Origin of the sequence: Cupriavidus sp. UBA2010 (genome assembly GCF_002335265.1) — a bacterium.
In the GTDB taxonomy this organism is placed as follows: Bacteria; Pseudomonadota; Gammaproteobacteria; order Burkholderiales; family Burkholderiaceae; genus Cupriavidus; species Cupriavidus metallidurans.
In genome coordinates, this window is record NZ_DDCI01000033.1 from 378,927 (window position 1) to 392,816 (window position 13,890).

The following is a 13,890-nucleotide window of genomic DNA, read 5'->3' on the forward strand; positions in this document are numbered from 1 at the left end:
GGCAAGCTCACCTCTAGGAAAACCGGGGCCTCACGATGATCTGGTTGCGCAAGGCGCGGCTGGTATTTCACCTGCTGCGTGGAATGCTGGTTTGCGCCACTGTCTTTCCGTGGGCGAGCGCGAGTCTGCGCGAACGTCTGATCCGCGCATGGTCCCGCAAGCTCCTGGCCATCTGCGGAATTGAGGTGGAAGTGCAGGGGCTGGCGCCTGGCCAACCGGCACCGCATGGCGCGATGCTGGTGTCGAACCACATCTCGTGGCTCGACATCTACGTCATCCATAGCTGGCAACCGGTGCGCTTCGTCGCCAAGTCGGAGATCCGCAGCTGGCCCGTGATCGGCTGGCTGTGCGATAAAACCGGCACGATCTTTATCGAACGCGCCCGCAGGCGCGATGCGCACCGCGTTCTGCATCACATCACCGAGGTGATGCGGCAGGGCGATCTGGTGTGTGTGTTTCCCGAGGGTACGACCACCGATGGCAGCAAGGTGCTGCCCTTTCACGCCAACTTGATGCAGGCGCCGGTGGCGGGCCATCTTCCCGTGCAGCCGGTGGGCCTGACGTACCTGGACGCTACGACAGGCACACCGACGCTGGCTCCGGCATATATCGACGATATTTCGCTGGTGCAGTGCCTGAATGCCATTCTGAAGTCGCCGCAGATCAAGGCACGGCTGGTGATTGGGCCACAGTTGGTTGCCGGGGAGTCCGGACGCCGGGAGCTGGCAGAGGCGGCGCGGGAGGTCGTGACGCAACTGGTAGCTGGGAGGCAGGAGGAGGCGGCCGCCGCCGCAGGCCGGTGGCAGCAGCCGGCGCTTCCGGAGGCGCAGCCCGCATCTGCCATGTCCTGAACCATCGGACCTTCCCGCTAGGGCGGGGTCTCATCGTCAGGCAAGCGGATCACAATACTGCGGGCAATCGACTTGGATGACTGTCCGCTCGTGCGGATTGGGCGCCAGTCTTGCTGCCGTCAGTTTGCCTCCCCAGACACAGCCGGTATCGAGCGCCATCAGATTGGGGCGCATGACGAGGCCAAGTGTCGACCAGTGGCCACATACGACAGTGACGTCTCTGGTGCGCCGGCCAGGAACGTCGAACCATGGCATGACCCCGGCAGGTGCACCATCGAGCCCTTCCTTGGTTTTCAGGTCCATCACGCCGTCTGCGGAGCAAAAGCGCAGACGGGTCAGCGCGTTGATGACCACCCGATGGCGCTCGATGCCCCGCAGGCCGTCGTCCCAACGATCCGCCGCGTTGCCGAAGATGTCGGCCAGGAAACCTTGCCAGTTTGGGCCCTGAAGCGCGGTTTCCACTTCCTGCGCCAGGTCGATGACCTGACTTGCCGTCCATTGGGGCAGTATGCCGGCGTGGACGATCAGGAAACCGTCCTCCAGGATAGCGAGTGGCTGATGGCGCAACCAGGTGAGCAACGCATCACAATTCGGCGCGCTCAGGATGTCGTCGAGCGTGTCCGACTTTCCCTTCTTGCGCACGCCAGCTGCCACGGCGAGCAGGTGGATATCGTGATTGCCAAGAACGGTCTGTGCCCTGGGCGCCAAGCCTTTCACGGCCCTCAAGGTTTCCAGCGAGGCCGGGCCCCGATTGACGAGATCGCCGACGAAACGCAAGGAGGCGTCGGCGGGTATTTGCGCAAGCAATTCACGCAGGGATGGGGTGCAGCCCTGGAGGTCGCCAATGGCGAAAGCGCTGTCTGAAAGGATCTGATTCACAGGCATCGGGAATTGCCGCAATTATTAGGAAGGCCGAAGAAGTGCCAAAACAGGCCTTCTCATACCAGCAAATAACCGATTTGGCGATTCGTTACAACACGCTACAAAAAGTTGGCTGGCACGCTAAGGTTGGGGGGCGTGGTCAGATAGACTAGCACCACTTCCAAGAGGACTTAGAAAAGCCGCTATCCCCCACTGGATCAGGCAGGCACCCGGCTATTGTCGGGCACTCGAAACATATCGATAAGCAGGGAACAGAAATTTTGTCGCACATTCTTGTCACGGGTGGGGCCGGGTTCATCGGCGCTAATTTCGTCCTCGACTGGCTTGCCCAGCCGGGTGCAGACAGCATTGTCAACGTCGACAAGCTGACGTACGCCGGCAATCTGAAAACGTTGGCCTCGTTGGAGGGTGACGGCCGTCACATCTTCTCGCAGACCGATATTTGCGATCGTGCGGCCCTAGACCGTTTGCTGGGCGAATACAAGCCGCGTGCCGTGGTGCACTTTGCGGCCGAAAGTCATGTTGATCGGTCAATTCATGGGCCCGGAGAATTCATCCAGACCAATATCGTTGGCACGTTCACGCTGCTGGAGGCGGTGCGTGGCTACTGGAGCGGTCTCGATGACGCAGCCAAAGCCAGCTTCCGATTCCTGCACGTGTCTACTGATGAGGTGTTTGGCTCCCTCGGTGCCGCGGATCCTCAATTCGCGGAGACTACGGCATACGCGCCGAACAGCCCGTATTCGGCATCGAAAGCCGCATCCGACCATCTCGTCCGCGCCTATCACCACACCTATGGGTTGCCGGTCCTGACGACGAACTGCTCGAACAACTACGGCCCGTATCACTTCCCCGAGAAGCTGATCCCGCTGATGATCACCAATGCCCTCGCCGGAAAGCCGCTGCCAGTGTACGGCGATGGCCAGAATGTGCGCGACTGGCTATACGTGCGCGACCATTGCAGCGCAATCCGCGAAGTGCTGGGGCGCGGCCGCCTGGGCGAAACGTACAACGTGGGCGGCTGGAATGAGAAGACCAACCTGGACGTCGTGCATACGCTATGCGACCTGCTGGACGACCTCAAGCCGAAGGCAGCGGGGTCGTACCGCGACCAGATCGCATTCGTGAAGGATCGGCCCGGCCACGACCGCCGCTATGCCATCGATGCGCGCAAGCTCGAGCGCGAGTTGGGCTGGAAACCGGCAGAGACGTTCGAGACCGGTCTGTGCAAGACCGTGCAGTGGTATCTCGATAATCAACCGTGGGTGCAGGATGTGGTTTCGGGCGATTACCGGAACTGGGTGGCGAAGCAATATGCAGCATAAGGCGCCGCACATTTCCACCATTCTTGTAACAGGAAGCAACGGTCAGGTCGGATTTGAGTTGCGCCGGAGTCTGGCGCCCCTTGGCCGCGTTGTTGCGCTGGATCGCACGGCATGTGATCTCTCCAATCCGGCCGCCCTGCGCGAGGTGGTTCGCCACACACGGCCCGAGGTGATCGTCAACGCGGCGGCCTACACGGCCGTCGACCGAGCCGAGACCGAGATGGAGGCCGCGTTCGCCATCAATGGCGTGGCACCTGGCGTGCTGGCCGAAGCGGCACGCGCGGCGGGCAGCCTGCTCGTGCATTACTCCACGGACTACGTTTTTAGTGGAGAGGGTACGACGCCCTATTCGGAAGAAGACGCCGTGGGCCCGCTTTCGGTATATGGTAAGAGCAAGCTTGCAGGAGAGCAGGCGATCGCCGAGGCTGGCAGCCAGGCCATCGTGCTCCGCACATGCTGGGTGGCCGGGGTACACGGTGGCAACTTTGCCAAGACGATGCTCAAGCTTGGATGCGAGCGCGACAGTTTGCGCGTGATCGCGGATCAGTTTGGCGCTCCCACGACGGCAGCATTGATCGCCGACGTGACAGCACAGATCGTGAGCCGTGCCTGGCTGCATGGCGACCGCGCGGCATTCCCAGCTGGCATTTATCACCTTGCGGCATCCGGCGAGACATCATGGCATGGCTATGCGTCGGAAGTCTTGCGCTATGCCGCCAGCAAGGGCGTGGCGCTCAAGGTGGCGCCGGAGGCGATCGAAGCGATTCCCGCCACGGCCTACCCGCTGCCGGCACCCCGGCCATCGAATTCGCGGTTGGACACGCGCAAATTGCGCGAAACGTTCGACATCCATCTTCCGGACTGGCAGCAGGGTGTCCATCACCTGCTTGACCAAGTCCTCTCCTGATACCGCATCATGCGTAAAGGCATCATTCTGGCCGGTGGCTCCGGTACCCGGCTTTATCCGATTACCCGATCGGTGTCGAAGCAGCTTCTGCCTGTCTACGACAAGCCGATGATCTACTACCCGCTGTCCACGCTCATGCTGGCAGGGATTCGTGACATCTTGATTATATCGACGCCCGAAGATACCCCGCGTTTCTCCGACATGCTGGGAGACGGAAGCAACTGGGGCATCAACCTTCAATATGCGGTGCAGCCGTCGCCGGACGGTCTTGCACAGGCATTCATCCTTGGGCGGGATTTTGTCGGGAATGACCCGTCGACACTGATACTCGGCGACAATATTTTCCACGGACATGAGCTCGTGGCGCAGCTGGGTCGTGCGGCGAAGCAGGGTAATGGTGCCACGGTCTTTGCGTATCACGTGCATGATCCGGACCGCTACGGCGTCGTGGAATTCGACGACAATTTCCGCGCGCTATCGTTGGAGGAGAAACCTCTCAAGCCGCGATCGAACTACGCCGTTACTGGGCTCTATTTCTACGATAACCAGGTGTGCGATATCGCCGCGGACATCCGACCTTCCGCCCGCGGCGAACTCGAGATTACCGATGTGAACAAGCGCTACCTTGCCATGGGGCAGCTTGATGTCGAAATCATGGGGCGTGGTTACGCGTGGCTGGACACCGGTACGCATGATTCCCTGCTTGAAGCGGCGAGTTTCATTGCCACACTGCAGAATCGGCAGGGACTGATGGTGGCGTGTCCGGAGGAAATTGCCTATCGCAACAAATGGATCGACGCGGAGCAGGTCGCGAAGCTAGCAGCACCACTGGCGAAGAATGGCTACGGAAAATATCTCAATCAGATTATTCTGGATGCTGTGAAATGAATCTCAATGTAATACTAACCGCAATCCCCGAAGTGCTAATTCTTGAGCCAAAAGTTTTTGGTGACGACAGGGGATTCTTTTTTGAGAGCTTCAACGCCAGAGTATTCGAAGAAGCCACCGGGCTGAAAAGAAATTTCGTTCAGGATAATCATTCGCGCTCGGTACGGAACGTCTTGCGTGGCTTGCATTACCAAATACAGAAGCCTCAGGGGAAACTTGTACGTGTGGTTTCTGGCGAGGTCTTTGACGTGGCAGTGGATTTGCGGCGAAGTTCTCCAACCTTCGGCAAATGGGTTGGCGTCAGCCTGTCGGCCGAAAACAAGCGACAACTTTGGGTTCCGGAAGGATTTGGGCATGGATTTGTCGTGACATCGGAGTCTGCGGATTTCCTCTATAAGACGACAGACTATAGGTACGCAGAGCATGAGCGCAGTCTTGCGTGGGACGATCCCGATATCGGTGTGCACTGGCCGGTGAATGGCATGCCGACGCTAGCGGCCAAGGATGCGAGTGCCAAACGTCTGGTAGAAGCCGAGCTATTTGCATAACTTTTAGCCGGGGAACTCCTGCCCCAGTCGGTTGCATCGCCCGCACCACTGTCGGCCGCCGGTTCTGGAGCTGCCATCAGTTCCCTCGTAACATAACCAGTTTAGGTTCATGCATATCGTCACCGCGTCAATTGTGCTCTACAACAACGCACTTGAGCAGATTCGAGAGTGCGTCGCTTCGTTGCAAGCCGATTATCCAGTTCAAGTCTTTCTGATCGACAACTCCGATCAGAAGGGGCACTATGCGGCGCTGGCGTCGGACACCGTCCAGATCATTGATGCACCCGGCAACATCGGCTTTGGTCGTGGGCACAATCTTGCCCTGGCGCCAATCGAAAGGCTCGGGGGAGCGGTGCATCTGGTGGTGAACCCGGATATCGTGGTGACTCGCGGCAGCGTAAAGGCCATGGCTGACTATGTTGTGGGGCATGACAACGTCGTACTGGTGGGCCCGAAGATCATGTCACCGGAAGGCGACTTGTATCGGTCCTGCAAATTACTGCCGACGCCGTGGAATCTGTTCGCTCGCCGCTTCATGCCCAGCTACTTCTATGCTACGGCGGACGCCAAATACGAATTGCAGGCATTCCGCTATGACCGTACTCTCGAGGTGGACTGCCTGTCGGGAGCATTCCTTGCCTTCTGCTCAAAGACGTTTCTTGCCATCGAGGGATTCGATTCACGATATTTTATGTATTTGGAAGACGTTGATATTTGCCGCCGAGCCGCTAGTCACGGATCGCTGGTGTTCTTGCCGCAAGCCAGCGTCATTCATGAACACGGACAAGGATCATACCGTTCATTCCGGTTACTCAAAGAGCATATCCGATCTGCAATCCTTTATTTTTCCCGTTTCGGTTGGTGGCGGGACGTTGAGCGAGATCGCTTGAATCAGGCTGTGCTAGCTCGAATAGCTGCGAACCACATTCAAACATCGCGCCGTGCATAGTTCCGAACCTCTATGCTGACTCTTTCGATCGCTTTCGTGGTTTCGTTCGCCATCACATTGATGGTGATTCGCTACTCCAGGCTTCATGAGCACTTGACCGCAGACTGGGATTTAAATGGGGTACAGAAGTTCCATGCCCGGCCAGTGCCGCGTGTTGGGGGACTGGGGATTTTTCTAGCGCTGTGGGCTGTGGTGGTCGCAGTTTGGTTGCGTGCGTCCATTGCTGTTTCCTACTCATTCGCTTTATTGCTCGTGACAGCAATTCCTGCATTTAGTGCTGGGTTTGTTGAAGATTTAACGAAGCGTGTTACGCCGAGAGATCGGCTGATCGCGACGATGGTTTCGGCGCTGCTAGCTGCGTACCTACTTGGAGCGCGTGTTGTCCGAATCGATTTGCCGCTTCTGGATTGGTTTTTCGCCGTTCCATTGCTTTCGATCGCAATAACGACTGTGGCCGTGGCCGGGCTAGCCAATGCCATCAATATCATCGATGGATTTAACGGATTAGCCGCGATGGTATCGATGATGATGTTTGTGTCGCTAGCGTACGTCGCGTTTCAGGTCGGCGATACACTTGTCTTGACCGTGGCATTTGCGATGATAGGGGCCATCCTGGGGTTCTTTATATGGAATTTTCCAGCTGGACACATCTTCCTGGGTGATGGAGGGGCCTATTTCATTGGCTTTATTCTGGCTGAATGCAGCATACTTTTGGTTATGCGAAATTCTCAAGTGTCGGCATGGTATCCAGTGCTTATGGTTATTTATCCGATATTTGAAACGTTATTTTCAATTTATCGTCGTCGTGTACTTAAGGGAGTGCCCGCTGGCTATCCGGATGGCGTCCATTTGCACACGCTAATTTATCAGCGCCTGATGCGCTGGGCGGTTGGCAGCAAGGATGTCCGGCATCGTTTGCGCAGAAATTCAATGACATCCCCGTACCTGTGGATGATCAGTCTGCTTGCGGTGTTGCCGGCGACTTTGTTTTGGAGTAACCGGCTGGCGCTGCCGGCGTTTGTGCTTGTTTTTATCGTTCTATACGTGTGGCTCTATTGGAGAATAGTACGCTTCCAGTCGCCGCGCTGGATGATCGTAAGAAGGAATAGCAGCAAATCGGATAGAGGTTGATGGATCTTGGGTATTAATGCGAATCACCCTGGTATAGTTAAAAATGCGACATATTTATTTATGGCGCAGGGCCTAAATTACCTTATTCCACTGATCACCCTACCATTTCTGGTTTCCCATGTTGGAGCTCAGGTGTTCGGAGTGGTGGCGTTCGGTCAGGCAGTGGCGGTATATGCACAACTAGTTGCAGATTATGGTTTCAACATTTCTGCCACGAGGAATGTCACGATCAAGCGCACAGGGCCACACCGAGAGCTCTCCGTCTATGTATCGACCATCATGGGTGCCAAGATAGCCCTACTTATCCCGGTCTTCCTGGTCGCCATTCCTCTTTGCTGGTGGCATGCGTCCTCGAACTCGGAGATGCTTGCCTACGTGCTGCTGCTTGCGTCGGCGGTAGGCAATGTGCTCACGCCCATTTGGTTCTACCAAGGCATGAATCAGATGGGTCCTGTGGCGATCGCCAGTACGGTCACGAAGCTGCTGAGTGCAGTGGGTGTCCTGTTATGGGTGCGCCAGCCCGAAGACCTCGTACTGACCGCGTTGGTACTGTCGGTTCCTCCGATTCTTGTCGGGGCGGTGTGCGTCAGTATGCTTCTTCGGAGCAGCGTTCTTGATCCCACGAGCGTGCGCATTGCTGGCATCATCACCGAATTAAAGCATGGCGCACCTTATTTCTTTTCATCTGCAGGTGGAGGGATACTGTCCAGTAGTGGCGTCTTTGTGCTGGGTATTTTCCACGATAGTGCCGTCGTCGGTGTTTATGCGGCAGCCGAAAAAATCATCAAGGCAGCGATCGGATGCTTGGCACCCATCAGTCAGAGTCTGTATCCGGTTAATGCTCAGGCATTCGGGAAAAGTGTGGAAGCAGGGTTTCAGAGTGTGCGAAGGACCTCGATATTTCTCTTGGTGCCTGCAGTTCTTGGTACCGTGACATTGTACGTAATCGCTCCATACGGACTGGCGGCGCTGAAATGGGTTGATCCGCGTTACCTTGACGTGATTCGGTGGCTTTGCCCGTGGATCTTCCTTGGTGTCCTGAATAATGTACTGGGCGTGCAAGTGTTGGGAGCAATGGGACGGGGCAAACCGTATGCAACCATTTTTGCGGTTGCGGCATGTTTCACTATCGTCAATTTTGTGGTCTTGGTTCCGCGTATGGCCGAGAAGGGCGTGATTCTTGGCATGGTTGGGGGCGAGTTGATGCTAACGTGCTTGGCGGTTGTTGTAATTTATCGCACAATGCATGCCCATTCCATACGATAAGTCCCACCTATGGATATAAATAAATCCGAGGCTCTTGATGATTCTTATTTTTGGACCTTTTCCAACGAAAGAGAATGAGCGCGATGGAATGGTGCAGCGCGTGGCCGCCATTGAGTCTCTGCTTAAGGAAAGCGCCCGAACTTATGTTTGTGGCGCATATTGTAGACACTGGAAAGTCCGTTCGTATTATGACGGTAATCTGACCGTCTACTATGTGAACTTCTTTGCGCATTTCTTCCTCACGCTTAGCCTAATTTTGCGCGCCCGATGTGTCTACGTGCATTCGGTGTTTCATGCGATGTTCGCCTTACCCGCCTACTTCATGCGCAACTGCGTAATTACCGACATTCATGGGGTAGTTCCAGAGGAGACGCAAGCCGAAGGCAAGGCTGTCAAGGCGCTCATTTTTGGATGCATCGAGAGGATTGTTGTCAAAAGAAGTCGCGCCATCATTTGCGTGACACGCCGCATGGCTGGTCACTTAGTCGCTAAGTACGGTAGGACCGCTCCGAGTATCCTCTTGCCTATCTTTGAGCAGGACATCCCGGTGCCACCACGGCAAACACTTACCGATGGGCCTATCTCCGTGATTTATGCTGGTGGGACCCAAGTCTGGCAAAATATTGATTTGATGCTTCGTTCGGCTGCGAAATATCCCCGTTATCGCTACATTTTCATGACCCCTAATCCGGAGCAAATGCGAGCTAGCGCCGGACGATGGGATATCCGGGATGCCGAGTTTTCATCCGGTACACGGGCCGACGTGGTCAAGCGGTATGCGACGGCCGATCTCGGCTTCTTGCTGCGCGATGACTCCACCATCAACAACGTTGCATGCCCAACGAAGGCGATCGAGTATTTGGCATCAGGTGTCGTTCCAGTTGTGTTGAATAACCGGATTGGTGACTTTGCAGATCTGGGTGCTCAGTTTCTCCTACTTGATGAGTTGGCAGTTGAGGATATGAGGCAGAAATTGAACGACATGCGTACCAGCAATTACGCTTGTCTGCGCCGGTTGACAGATCTCCATGAACAAGGATGGACCGAGTTGTCGGCTTTGCTCGAGAATTTGGGATGTATTCCATGATTTCGCAGGACCTGACCCCGAACAAGAGGCAGGGCGCATTCCTGGAATACCTTCAGAGGATGCGAATTCCCGTTGTGGGAATTGTCATCCTCGTGGTTCTGCTCCCCCTCGCCGCTACCCGAGGGGGCCTGGTTACCGCCGACACTGATATTTATATTAGGATATTCGAAGAATACGATCCCGCGGATGGTCTATTTGGGGGGCATTTCGCTCCCGCCTTTACAGCGCTGAGCTGGATAGCCAAGTATTTTAATCTGGAGGTTGGTGGCTATTTCTGGATTGTGGCTGGCGTAGGTGTAACGCTCAAGCTGATAGGCATACATCGATGTAGCCGTTTTTTTCTTGCGTCCGTCCTTGTTTATCTGTCGAAGTATTTCCTCCTGCACGAGTTTGCGCAGGTGCGCGCCGGCATAGCGTCTGCAATATTTTTGTGTGGAGTTCCCTATCTTTCTGCGCGCAAGCCATGGCGATATCTGCTTTCGATACTTGGGGCAGCGGCGTTCCATCCATCGGCATTTCTGTATCTCGCTGCTTATCCACTAGGATCGCAGCGTTGGAATAATAGGCAGTTGGTAGTTTGTGCTGCGCTGGGTGCAAGCCTAGTTTACCTTCTGAACTTCAATGGCGCGCTTTTCGCCATGGTGGCCCAGGTGTTTCCAAAGGTCGAGGTTTACATAGATTTGCTTGCCGAGGGGCAGTATGCGGAAATTAATCTTTTCAATGTGGAAGCGATCATCAAGATCGCTATCTGGTTCGCCCTATGCAACTCGTCTTCGGGACTGAGAGCGCGATTCAAGTATTTTGATGTGTTGTTCAGGGTCTGGACGCTGTCTCTGATTGTCTACTTTGCTTTTTCCGGTGTGCCGGTATTTGCTTTCCGGGCCAGTGAGCTGTTTGATATCGTGAGCATTCCGCTGCTGCCGGCGTTATTGGTGGCATTCAAGAATCGATTGATTGGTGTCGCTGCATTTTTATTGGTATTGGGATTATTTGTTGTTAATTTCTATTTTATCCAACCAATCATTCTATGACTCGAAAAAAGTTGCGGTGCGGCGCAGTCGTCGTGCTTTTCAATCCAAAATCGGATGATGTGCATAACGTTGAGCGCGTTGGCGGCTATTTCGACCGGCTTGTCGTTGTCGATAACTCGCAACATCCTGTGGATCTCGATGCGCTTTCGCCCCATATCCACTGTATCAAGAACGGTAACCTGGGGGGGATTGCTGGTGCATTCAATGCAGCACTAGACTGGTTCGAGAAGGATCTCGATCTCATTTTTCTATTAGATCAGGATTCGCGCATCACAGAAGATTGCGTTGAAAAGCTCGTCAAAGCAGCTGCGACAATGGAAAGCACGTCGTTTATTATAGGGCCGGCAGTATTTGATGTGAATCTTCAGAAATTTGCTCCGCTATTGAATCTGACAAAATGGGCGTACCATTCCGAAGAGATCAACCCTGCGGAGAGTGGTCTGAGGCGGGTTTTTTCTGTTATCTCGTCGGGTAGTGCGATTTCCAGAGCCGCGTTGGAGCGATTGGGAAAATTCGACGAAACGCTGGTAATCGATCACGTAGACACTGACTATGCACTGCGTGCGGATGAGGCAGGCGTTCCGGTATTCATGTGTATCGATGCCGTTCTCGATCATGCAATCGGGAAGCGCTCGGAGCATCATTTGTTAGGCCTTCGGTTGCGGCCCAATAATCATGCGCCATTTCGACGGTACTACATTTTCAGAAATGGGCTGCTTCTGGCTTTTCGCCATTTGAGAAGGCGACCCTCGTTCTTTATCTTGAATATTGCCCGCATGGTGCACGAGTTGCTATGCATCCTGTTCGTTGAGAAAAATCGGATGCGGAAGGTGTCTGCCGCAATTCTGGGTGTCTTCGATGGGCTTTTTCGTCGCGTTGGGACATTTGCGGAAAAATGGCCGGCACTTTCGAAAAATCTTTAATTTTGGTAACATTTTATTTAAATCATATCACTATTTCATGAGCGAAATTTTGGAGCGGGCGGCTGATGGCGTGACGGTCGGAGACGCGGTCGAATTTTGCCGCAGGCATTTTATCGTGCTCATTACGTTCATCCTGCTGGGTCTGGCGATCGGGCTTGGCACGTCATTCGTCTTGCGCAAACAGTGGGAGGCTACTTCCAACATCCAGATCGGACAAATTTATAGTGGCAACGGTCCTCCGACTCAAATCGAAGCGACTGCACGTTCTCTGGAGCGAATGCGCCAAGCGCCGTTTGTCGATGCGGTGCTGACTCGGCTCGGCTTGCCATTGGAAGCTGGTGTCAATCGTGAGAGTGACGTGCTGAGAGCATCACTTAATGTAAATTACAATCGCGGTGCCGATATTCTGCAAATTGCTGTCCGGGGCGAATCGCCAGACGAAGCGCGCCGTAATCTGGCCGCCGTCCAGGAGCAGTTGATTGACATCCATTCCTCCCTGGCTAAACCATCGATCGATCGGATGAAAAAAGAGATGGTCGACGTGCAGGAAGCTCTCGGTATCGAGCAGGCGCGCAAGAAAAGGCTGGACGAACTTGTTGCCACCAGCCTGAAGAGCAGCGCAGCGCGATTCTCCGTGGGCGTGCTGATCACCGAGATGGTGCAGCAGAATGATCTCCAACTGCGCACGCTGTCGCAACGAAAGATAGCGCTTGAAGAGCAGATCGATCCGGATCGGACATTCAACACCCGGCCGCTCGGGGCCATTGCGGTCAGCCGACACCCGGCGTTTCCGCGTAAGCTTTATTTCTTACTCGGTGGGGCTGTCTTGGGCATGGCCTTTGCTGTTGCCGCAGGCCTCTATGCTGACAGCCGTCGCCGTTAGCAGCCAGCGCTAAATTGAGATAGTTTCATGAAAGTACTTGCCGTATTTGGAACCCGACCCGAAGCCATCAAGATGGCCCCGGTCGTACACGCACTCGTGCATCATCCAGATCTGGAAGTTCGTGTTTGCGTGACCGCGCAGCATCGGGAAATGCTTGATCAGGTCCTCGATCTATTTGCGATCTCACCCGACTACGATCTGGACATCATGAAGCCCGGACAGGGCTTATTCGAAATCACGACAGGGGTCCTAGAAGGCTTGCGCCAGGTACTTCTCGAATATCGACCAGATGTTGTACTCGTCCATGGTGATACGTCGACCACGTTCGCGGCGTCCCTTGCCAGCTACTATCTGAAGATTCCAGTAGGGCATGTGGAAGCAGGATTGCGTACCGGCAACTTGTACTCGCCATGGCCGGAAGAGGCAAATCGGCGTCTGACTGGCGCATTGGCGCGCCTGCACTTTGCTCCCACCACAGAAGCGGCGGAAAACCTACGCAAGGAGAATATTCCGGAGGAGCAGATCATGGTGACGGGGAATACCGTCATCGACGCGCTCTTCGAAGTCCGCGACAAGATTGATGGAGACCCGCAGCTGGCGCGGCAACTAACAGAACAGTTTCCGATGCTCGGCTTCAAGCGCAGCATCGTTCTGATTACTGGGCACCGACGCGAAAATTTTGGCAGCGGATTCGAGCGTATTTGCTCTGCAATCGCACGTCTGGCTTCGGTCCATGCCGATGTCGACTTCGTTTATCCGGTGCACCTGAACCCCAACGTTCGCGAACCGGTCAACCGAATTCTTCAGGGTATCGGCAATATTCATCTAATCGAGCCATTGGACTACCTTCCCTTTGTGTTCATGATGATGCGGGCATCCATTATTTTGACGGATTCCGGTGGCGTGCAAGAAGAGGCACCTTCGCTGGGCAAGCCCGTTCTGTTAATGCGCGATACGACGGAGCGCCCGGAGGCGCTTGCGGCTGGGACTGTGAGGCTGGTGGGAACCGATGAAGCGTTAATCTGCGCTCAGGTGAGCTTGCTGCTCAATAATCGCGAGGAATACGAGCGGATGTCTTTTGCGCATAATCCTTATGGCGATGGAAAGGCGTCGGCACGCATCGCAAACCAACTGGTCCAATATCACAAATCGTCGATGCAGCCACATTGAGCGCATACCCGGCATACCCGGCCGTGGCAAGTGTGATCAATCCGTCGCA

At 55.1% G+C, this 13,890-nt stretch carries 14 protein-coding genes; 13 read left to right on the forward strand and 1 reads right to left on the reverse strand.

The annotated features are described in order from the left end of the window. Positions 1 to 35: 35 nt before the first annotated feature. Positions 36 to 851: a lysophospholipid acyltransferase family protein gene (locus B2246_RS25505; protein ID WP_035884739.1), complete on the forward strand. Its 816-nt coding sequence runs from the start codon at positions 36 to 38 to the stop codon at positions 849 to 851. Positions 852 to 887: 36 nt separating this feature from the next. Here B2246_RS25505 and B2246_RS25510 read toward each other — a convergent pair whose 3' ends face one another. Further along, positions 888 to 1,736 (reverse strand): symmetrical bis(5'-nucleosyl)-tetraphosphatase, encoded by an 849-nt coding sequence (locus tag B2246_RS25510; protein ID WP_035884740.1) that lies wholly within the window; start codon positions 1,734 to 1,736, stop codon positions 888 to 890. Positions 1,737 to 1,993: 257 nt separating this feature from the next. Between B2246_RS25510 and rfbB the strand changes: the two genes are divergently transcribed. The 12 genes from rfbB (at position 1,994) to wecB (ending at position 13,841) form a co-directional block, all read left to right on the forward strand. Next, positions 1,994 to 3,058, forward strand: a complete 1,065-nt coding sequence (gene rfbB / locus B2246_RS25515) for a dTDP-glucose 4,6-dehydratase (RefSeq protein WP_035884741.1) — start codon at positions 1,994 to 1,996, stop codon at positions 3,056 to 3,058. Next, positions 3,048 to 3,965 carry a dTDP-4-dehydrorhamnose reductase gene (gene rfbD, locus B2246_RS25520; protein WP_035884742.1) on the forward strand — a complete coding sequence of 306 codons (918 nt, stop codon included), beginning with the start codon at positions 3,048 to 3,050 and terminating at the stop codon, positions 3,963 to 3,965. The genes rfbB and rfbD overlap by 11 nt, the downstream gene beginning before the upstream one ends. A gap of 9 nt (positions 3,966 to 3,974) precedes the next feature. Beyond that, on the forward strand, positions 3,975 to 4,853 hold the full coding sequence (gene rfbA, locus B2246_RS25525) for a glucose-1-phosphate thymidylyltransferase RfbA (RefSeq protein ID WP_035884743.1): 879 nt from the start codon (positions 3,975 to 3,977) through the stop codon (positions 4,851 to 4,853). Continuing rightward, on the forward strand, positions 4,850 to 5,401 hold the full coding sequence (gene rfbC / locus B2246_RS25530) for a dTDP-4-dehydrorhamnose 3,5-epimerase (protein WP_035884744.1): 552 nt from the start codon (positions 4,850 to 4,852) through the stop codon (positions 5,399 to 5,401). The genes rfbA and rfbC overlap by 4 nt, the downstream gene beginning before the upstream one ends. Before the next feature lie 109 nt (positions 5,402 to 5,510). Further along, positions 5,511 to 6,350, forward strand: a complete 840-nt coding sequence (locus B2246_RS25535; RefSeq protein WP_286881620.1) for a glycosyltransferase — start codon at positions 5,511 to 5,513, stop codon at positions 6,348 to 6,350. A 12-nt stretch (positions 6,351 to 6,362) separates the two neighbouring features. Next, positions 6,363 to 7,481: an MraY family glycosyltransferase gene (locus B2246_RS25540; RefSeq protein ID WP_035884746.1), complete on the forward strand. Its 1,119-nt coding sequence runs from the start codon at positions 6,363 to 6,365 to the stop codon at positions 7,479 to 7,481. Positions 7,482 to 7,487: 6 nt separating this feature from the next. Continuing rightward, entirely contained in the window at positions 7,488 to 8,747 is a 1,260-nt protein-coding gene (locus B2246_RS25545) for an oligosaccharide flippase family protein (RefSeq protein WP_133258060.1), read from the forward strand. Between the two features lie 37 nt (positions 8,748 to 8,784). Continuing rightward, entirely contained in the window at positions 8,785 to 9,834 is a 1,050-nt protein-coding gene (locus tag B2246_RS25550; protein ID WP_133258061.1) for a hypothetical protein, read from the forward strand. Beyond that, complete coding sequence (locus tag B2246_RS25555) at positions 9,822 to 10,865, forward strand: EpsG family protein (protein WP_035884749.1); 1,044 nt, start codon at positions 9,822 to 9,824, stop codon at positions 10,863 to 10,865. The genes B2246_RS25550 and B2246_RS25555 overlap by 13 nt, the downstream gene beginning before the upstream one ends. Before the next feature lie 32 nt (positions 10,866 to 10,897). Further along, positions 10,898 to 11,788 (forward strand): glycosyltransferase, encoded by an 891-nt coding sequence (locus B2246_RS25560; RefSeq protein WP_160172212.1) that lies wholly within the window; start codon positions 10,898 to 10,900, stop codon positions 11,786 to 11,788. Beyond that, the gene (locus B2246_RS25565) at positions 11,724 to 12,671 is read left to right on the forward strand and encodes a chain-length determining protein (RefSeq protein ID WP_111733585.1); all 948 of its coding nucleotides are present in this window, start codon (positions 11,724 to 11,726) and stop codon (positions 12,669 to 12,671) included. The genes B2246_RS25560 and B2246_RS25565 overlap by 65 nt, the downstream gene beginning before the upstream one ends. A 27-nt stretch (positions 12,672 to 12,698) precedes the next feature. Then, positions 12,699 to 13,841, forward strand: a complete 1,143-nt coding sequence (wecB, locus tag B2246_RS25570; protein WP_035884751.1) for a non-hydrolyzing UDP-N-acetylglucosamine 2-epimerase — start codon at positions 12,699 to 12,701, stop codon at positions 13,839 to 13,841. Positions 13,842 to 13,890: the final 49 nt, after the last annotated feature.

Excerpts from the sequence above, each read along its gene's own strand:
- B2246_RS25505 (WP_035884739.1), top strand. The coding sequence starts at position 36 with ATGATCTGGTTGCGCAAGGCGCGGCTGGTATTTCACCTGCTGCGTGGA.
- B2246_RS25510 (WP_035884740.1), bottom strand. The coding sequence starts at position 1,736 with ATGCCTGTGAATCAGATCCTTTCAGACAGCGCTTTCGCCATTGGCGAC.
- rfbD (WP_035884742.1), top strand. The coding sequence starts at position 3,048 with ATGCAGCATAAGGCGCCGCACATTTCCACCATTCTTGTAACAGGAAGC.
- rfbA (WP_035884743.1), top strand. The coding sequence starts at position 3,975 with ATGCGTAAAGGCATCATTCTGGCCGGTGGCTCCGGTACCCGGCTTTAT.
- rfbC (WP_035884744.1), top strand. The coding sequence starts at position 4,850 with ATGAATCTCAATGTAATACTAACCGCAATCCCCGAAGTGCTAATTCTT.
- B2246_RS25535 (WP_286881620.1), top strand. The coding sequence starts at position 5,511 with ATGCATATCGTCACCGCGTCAATTGTGCTCTACAACAACGCACTTGAG.
- B2246_RS25540 (WP_035884746.1), top strand. The coding sequence starts at position 6,363 with ATGCTGACTCTTTCGATCGCTTTCGTGGTTTCGTTCGCCATCACATTG.
- B2246_RS25550 (WP_133258061.1), top strand. The coding sequence starts at position 8,785 with ATGATTCTTATTTTTGGACCTTTTCCAACGAAAGAGAATGAGCGCGAT.
- B2246_RS25555 (WP_035884749.1), top strand. The coding sequence starts at position 9,822 with ATGTATTCCATGATTTCGCAGGACCTGACCCCGAACAAGAGGCAGGGC.
- B2246_RS25565 (WP_111733585.1), top strand. The coding sequence starts at position 11,724 with ATGGGCTTTTTCGTCGCGTTGGGACATTTGCGGAAAAATGGCCGGCAC.
- wecB (WP_035884751.1), top strand. The coding sequence starts at position 12,699 with ATGAAAGTACTTGCCGTATTTGGAACCCGACCCGAAGCCATCAAGATG.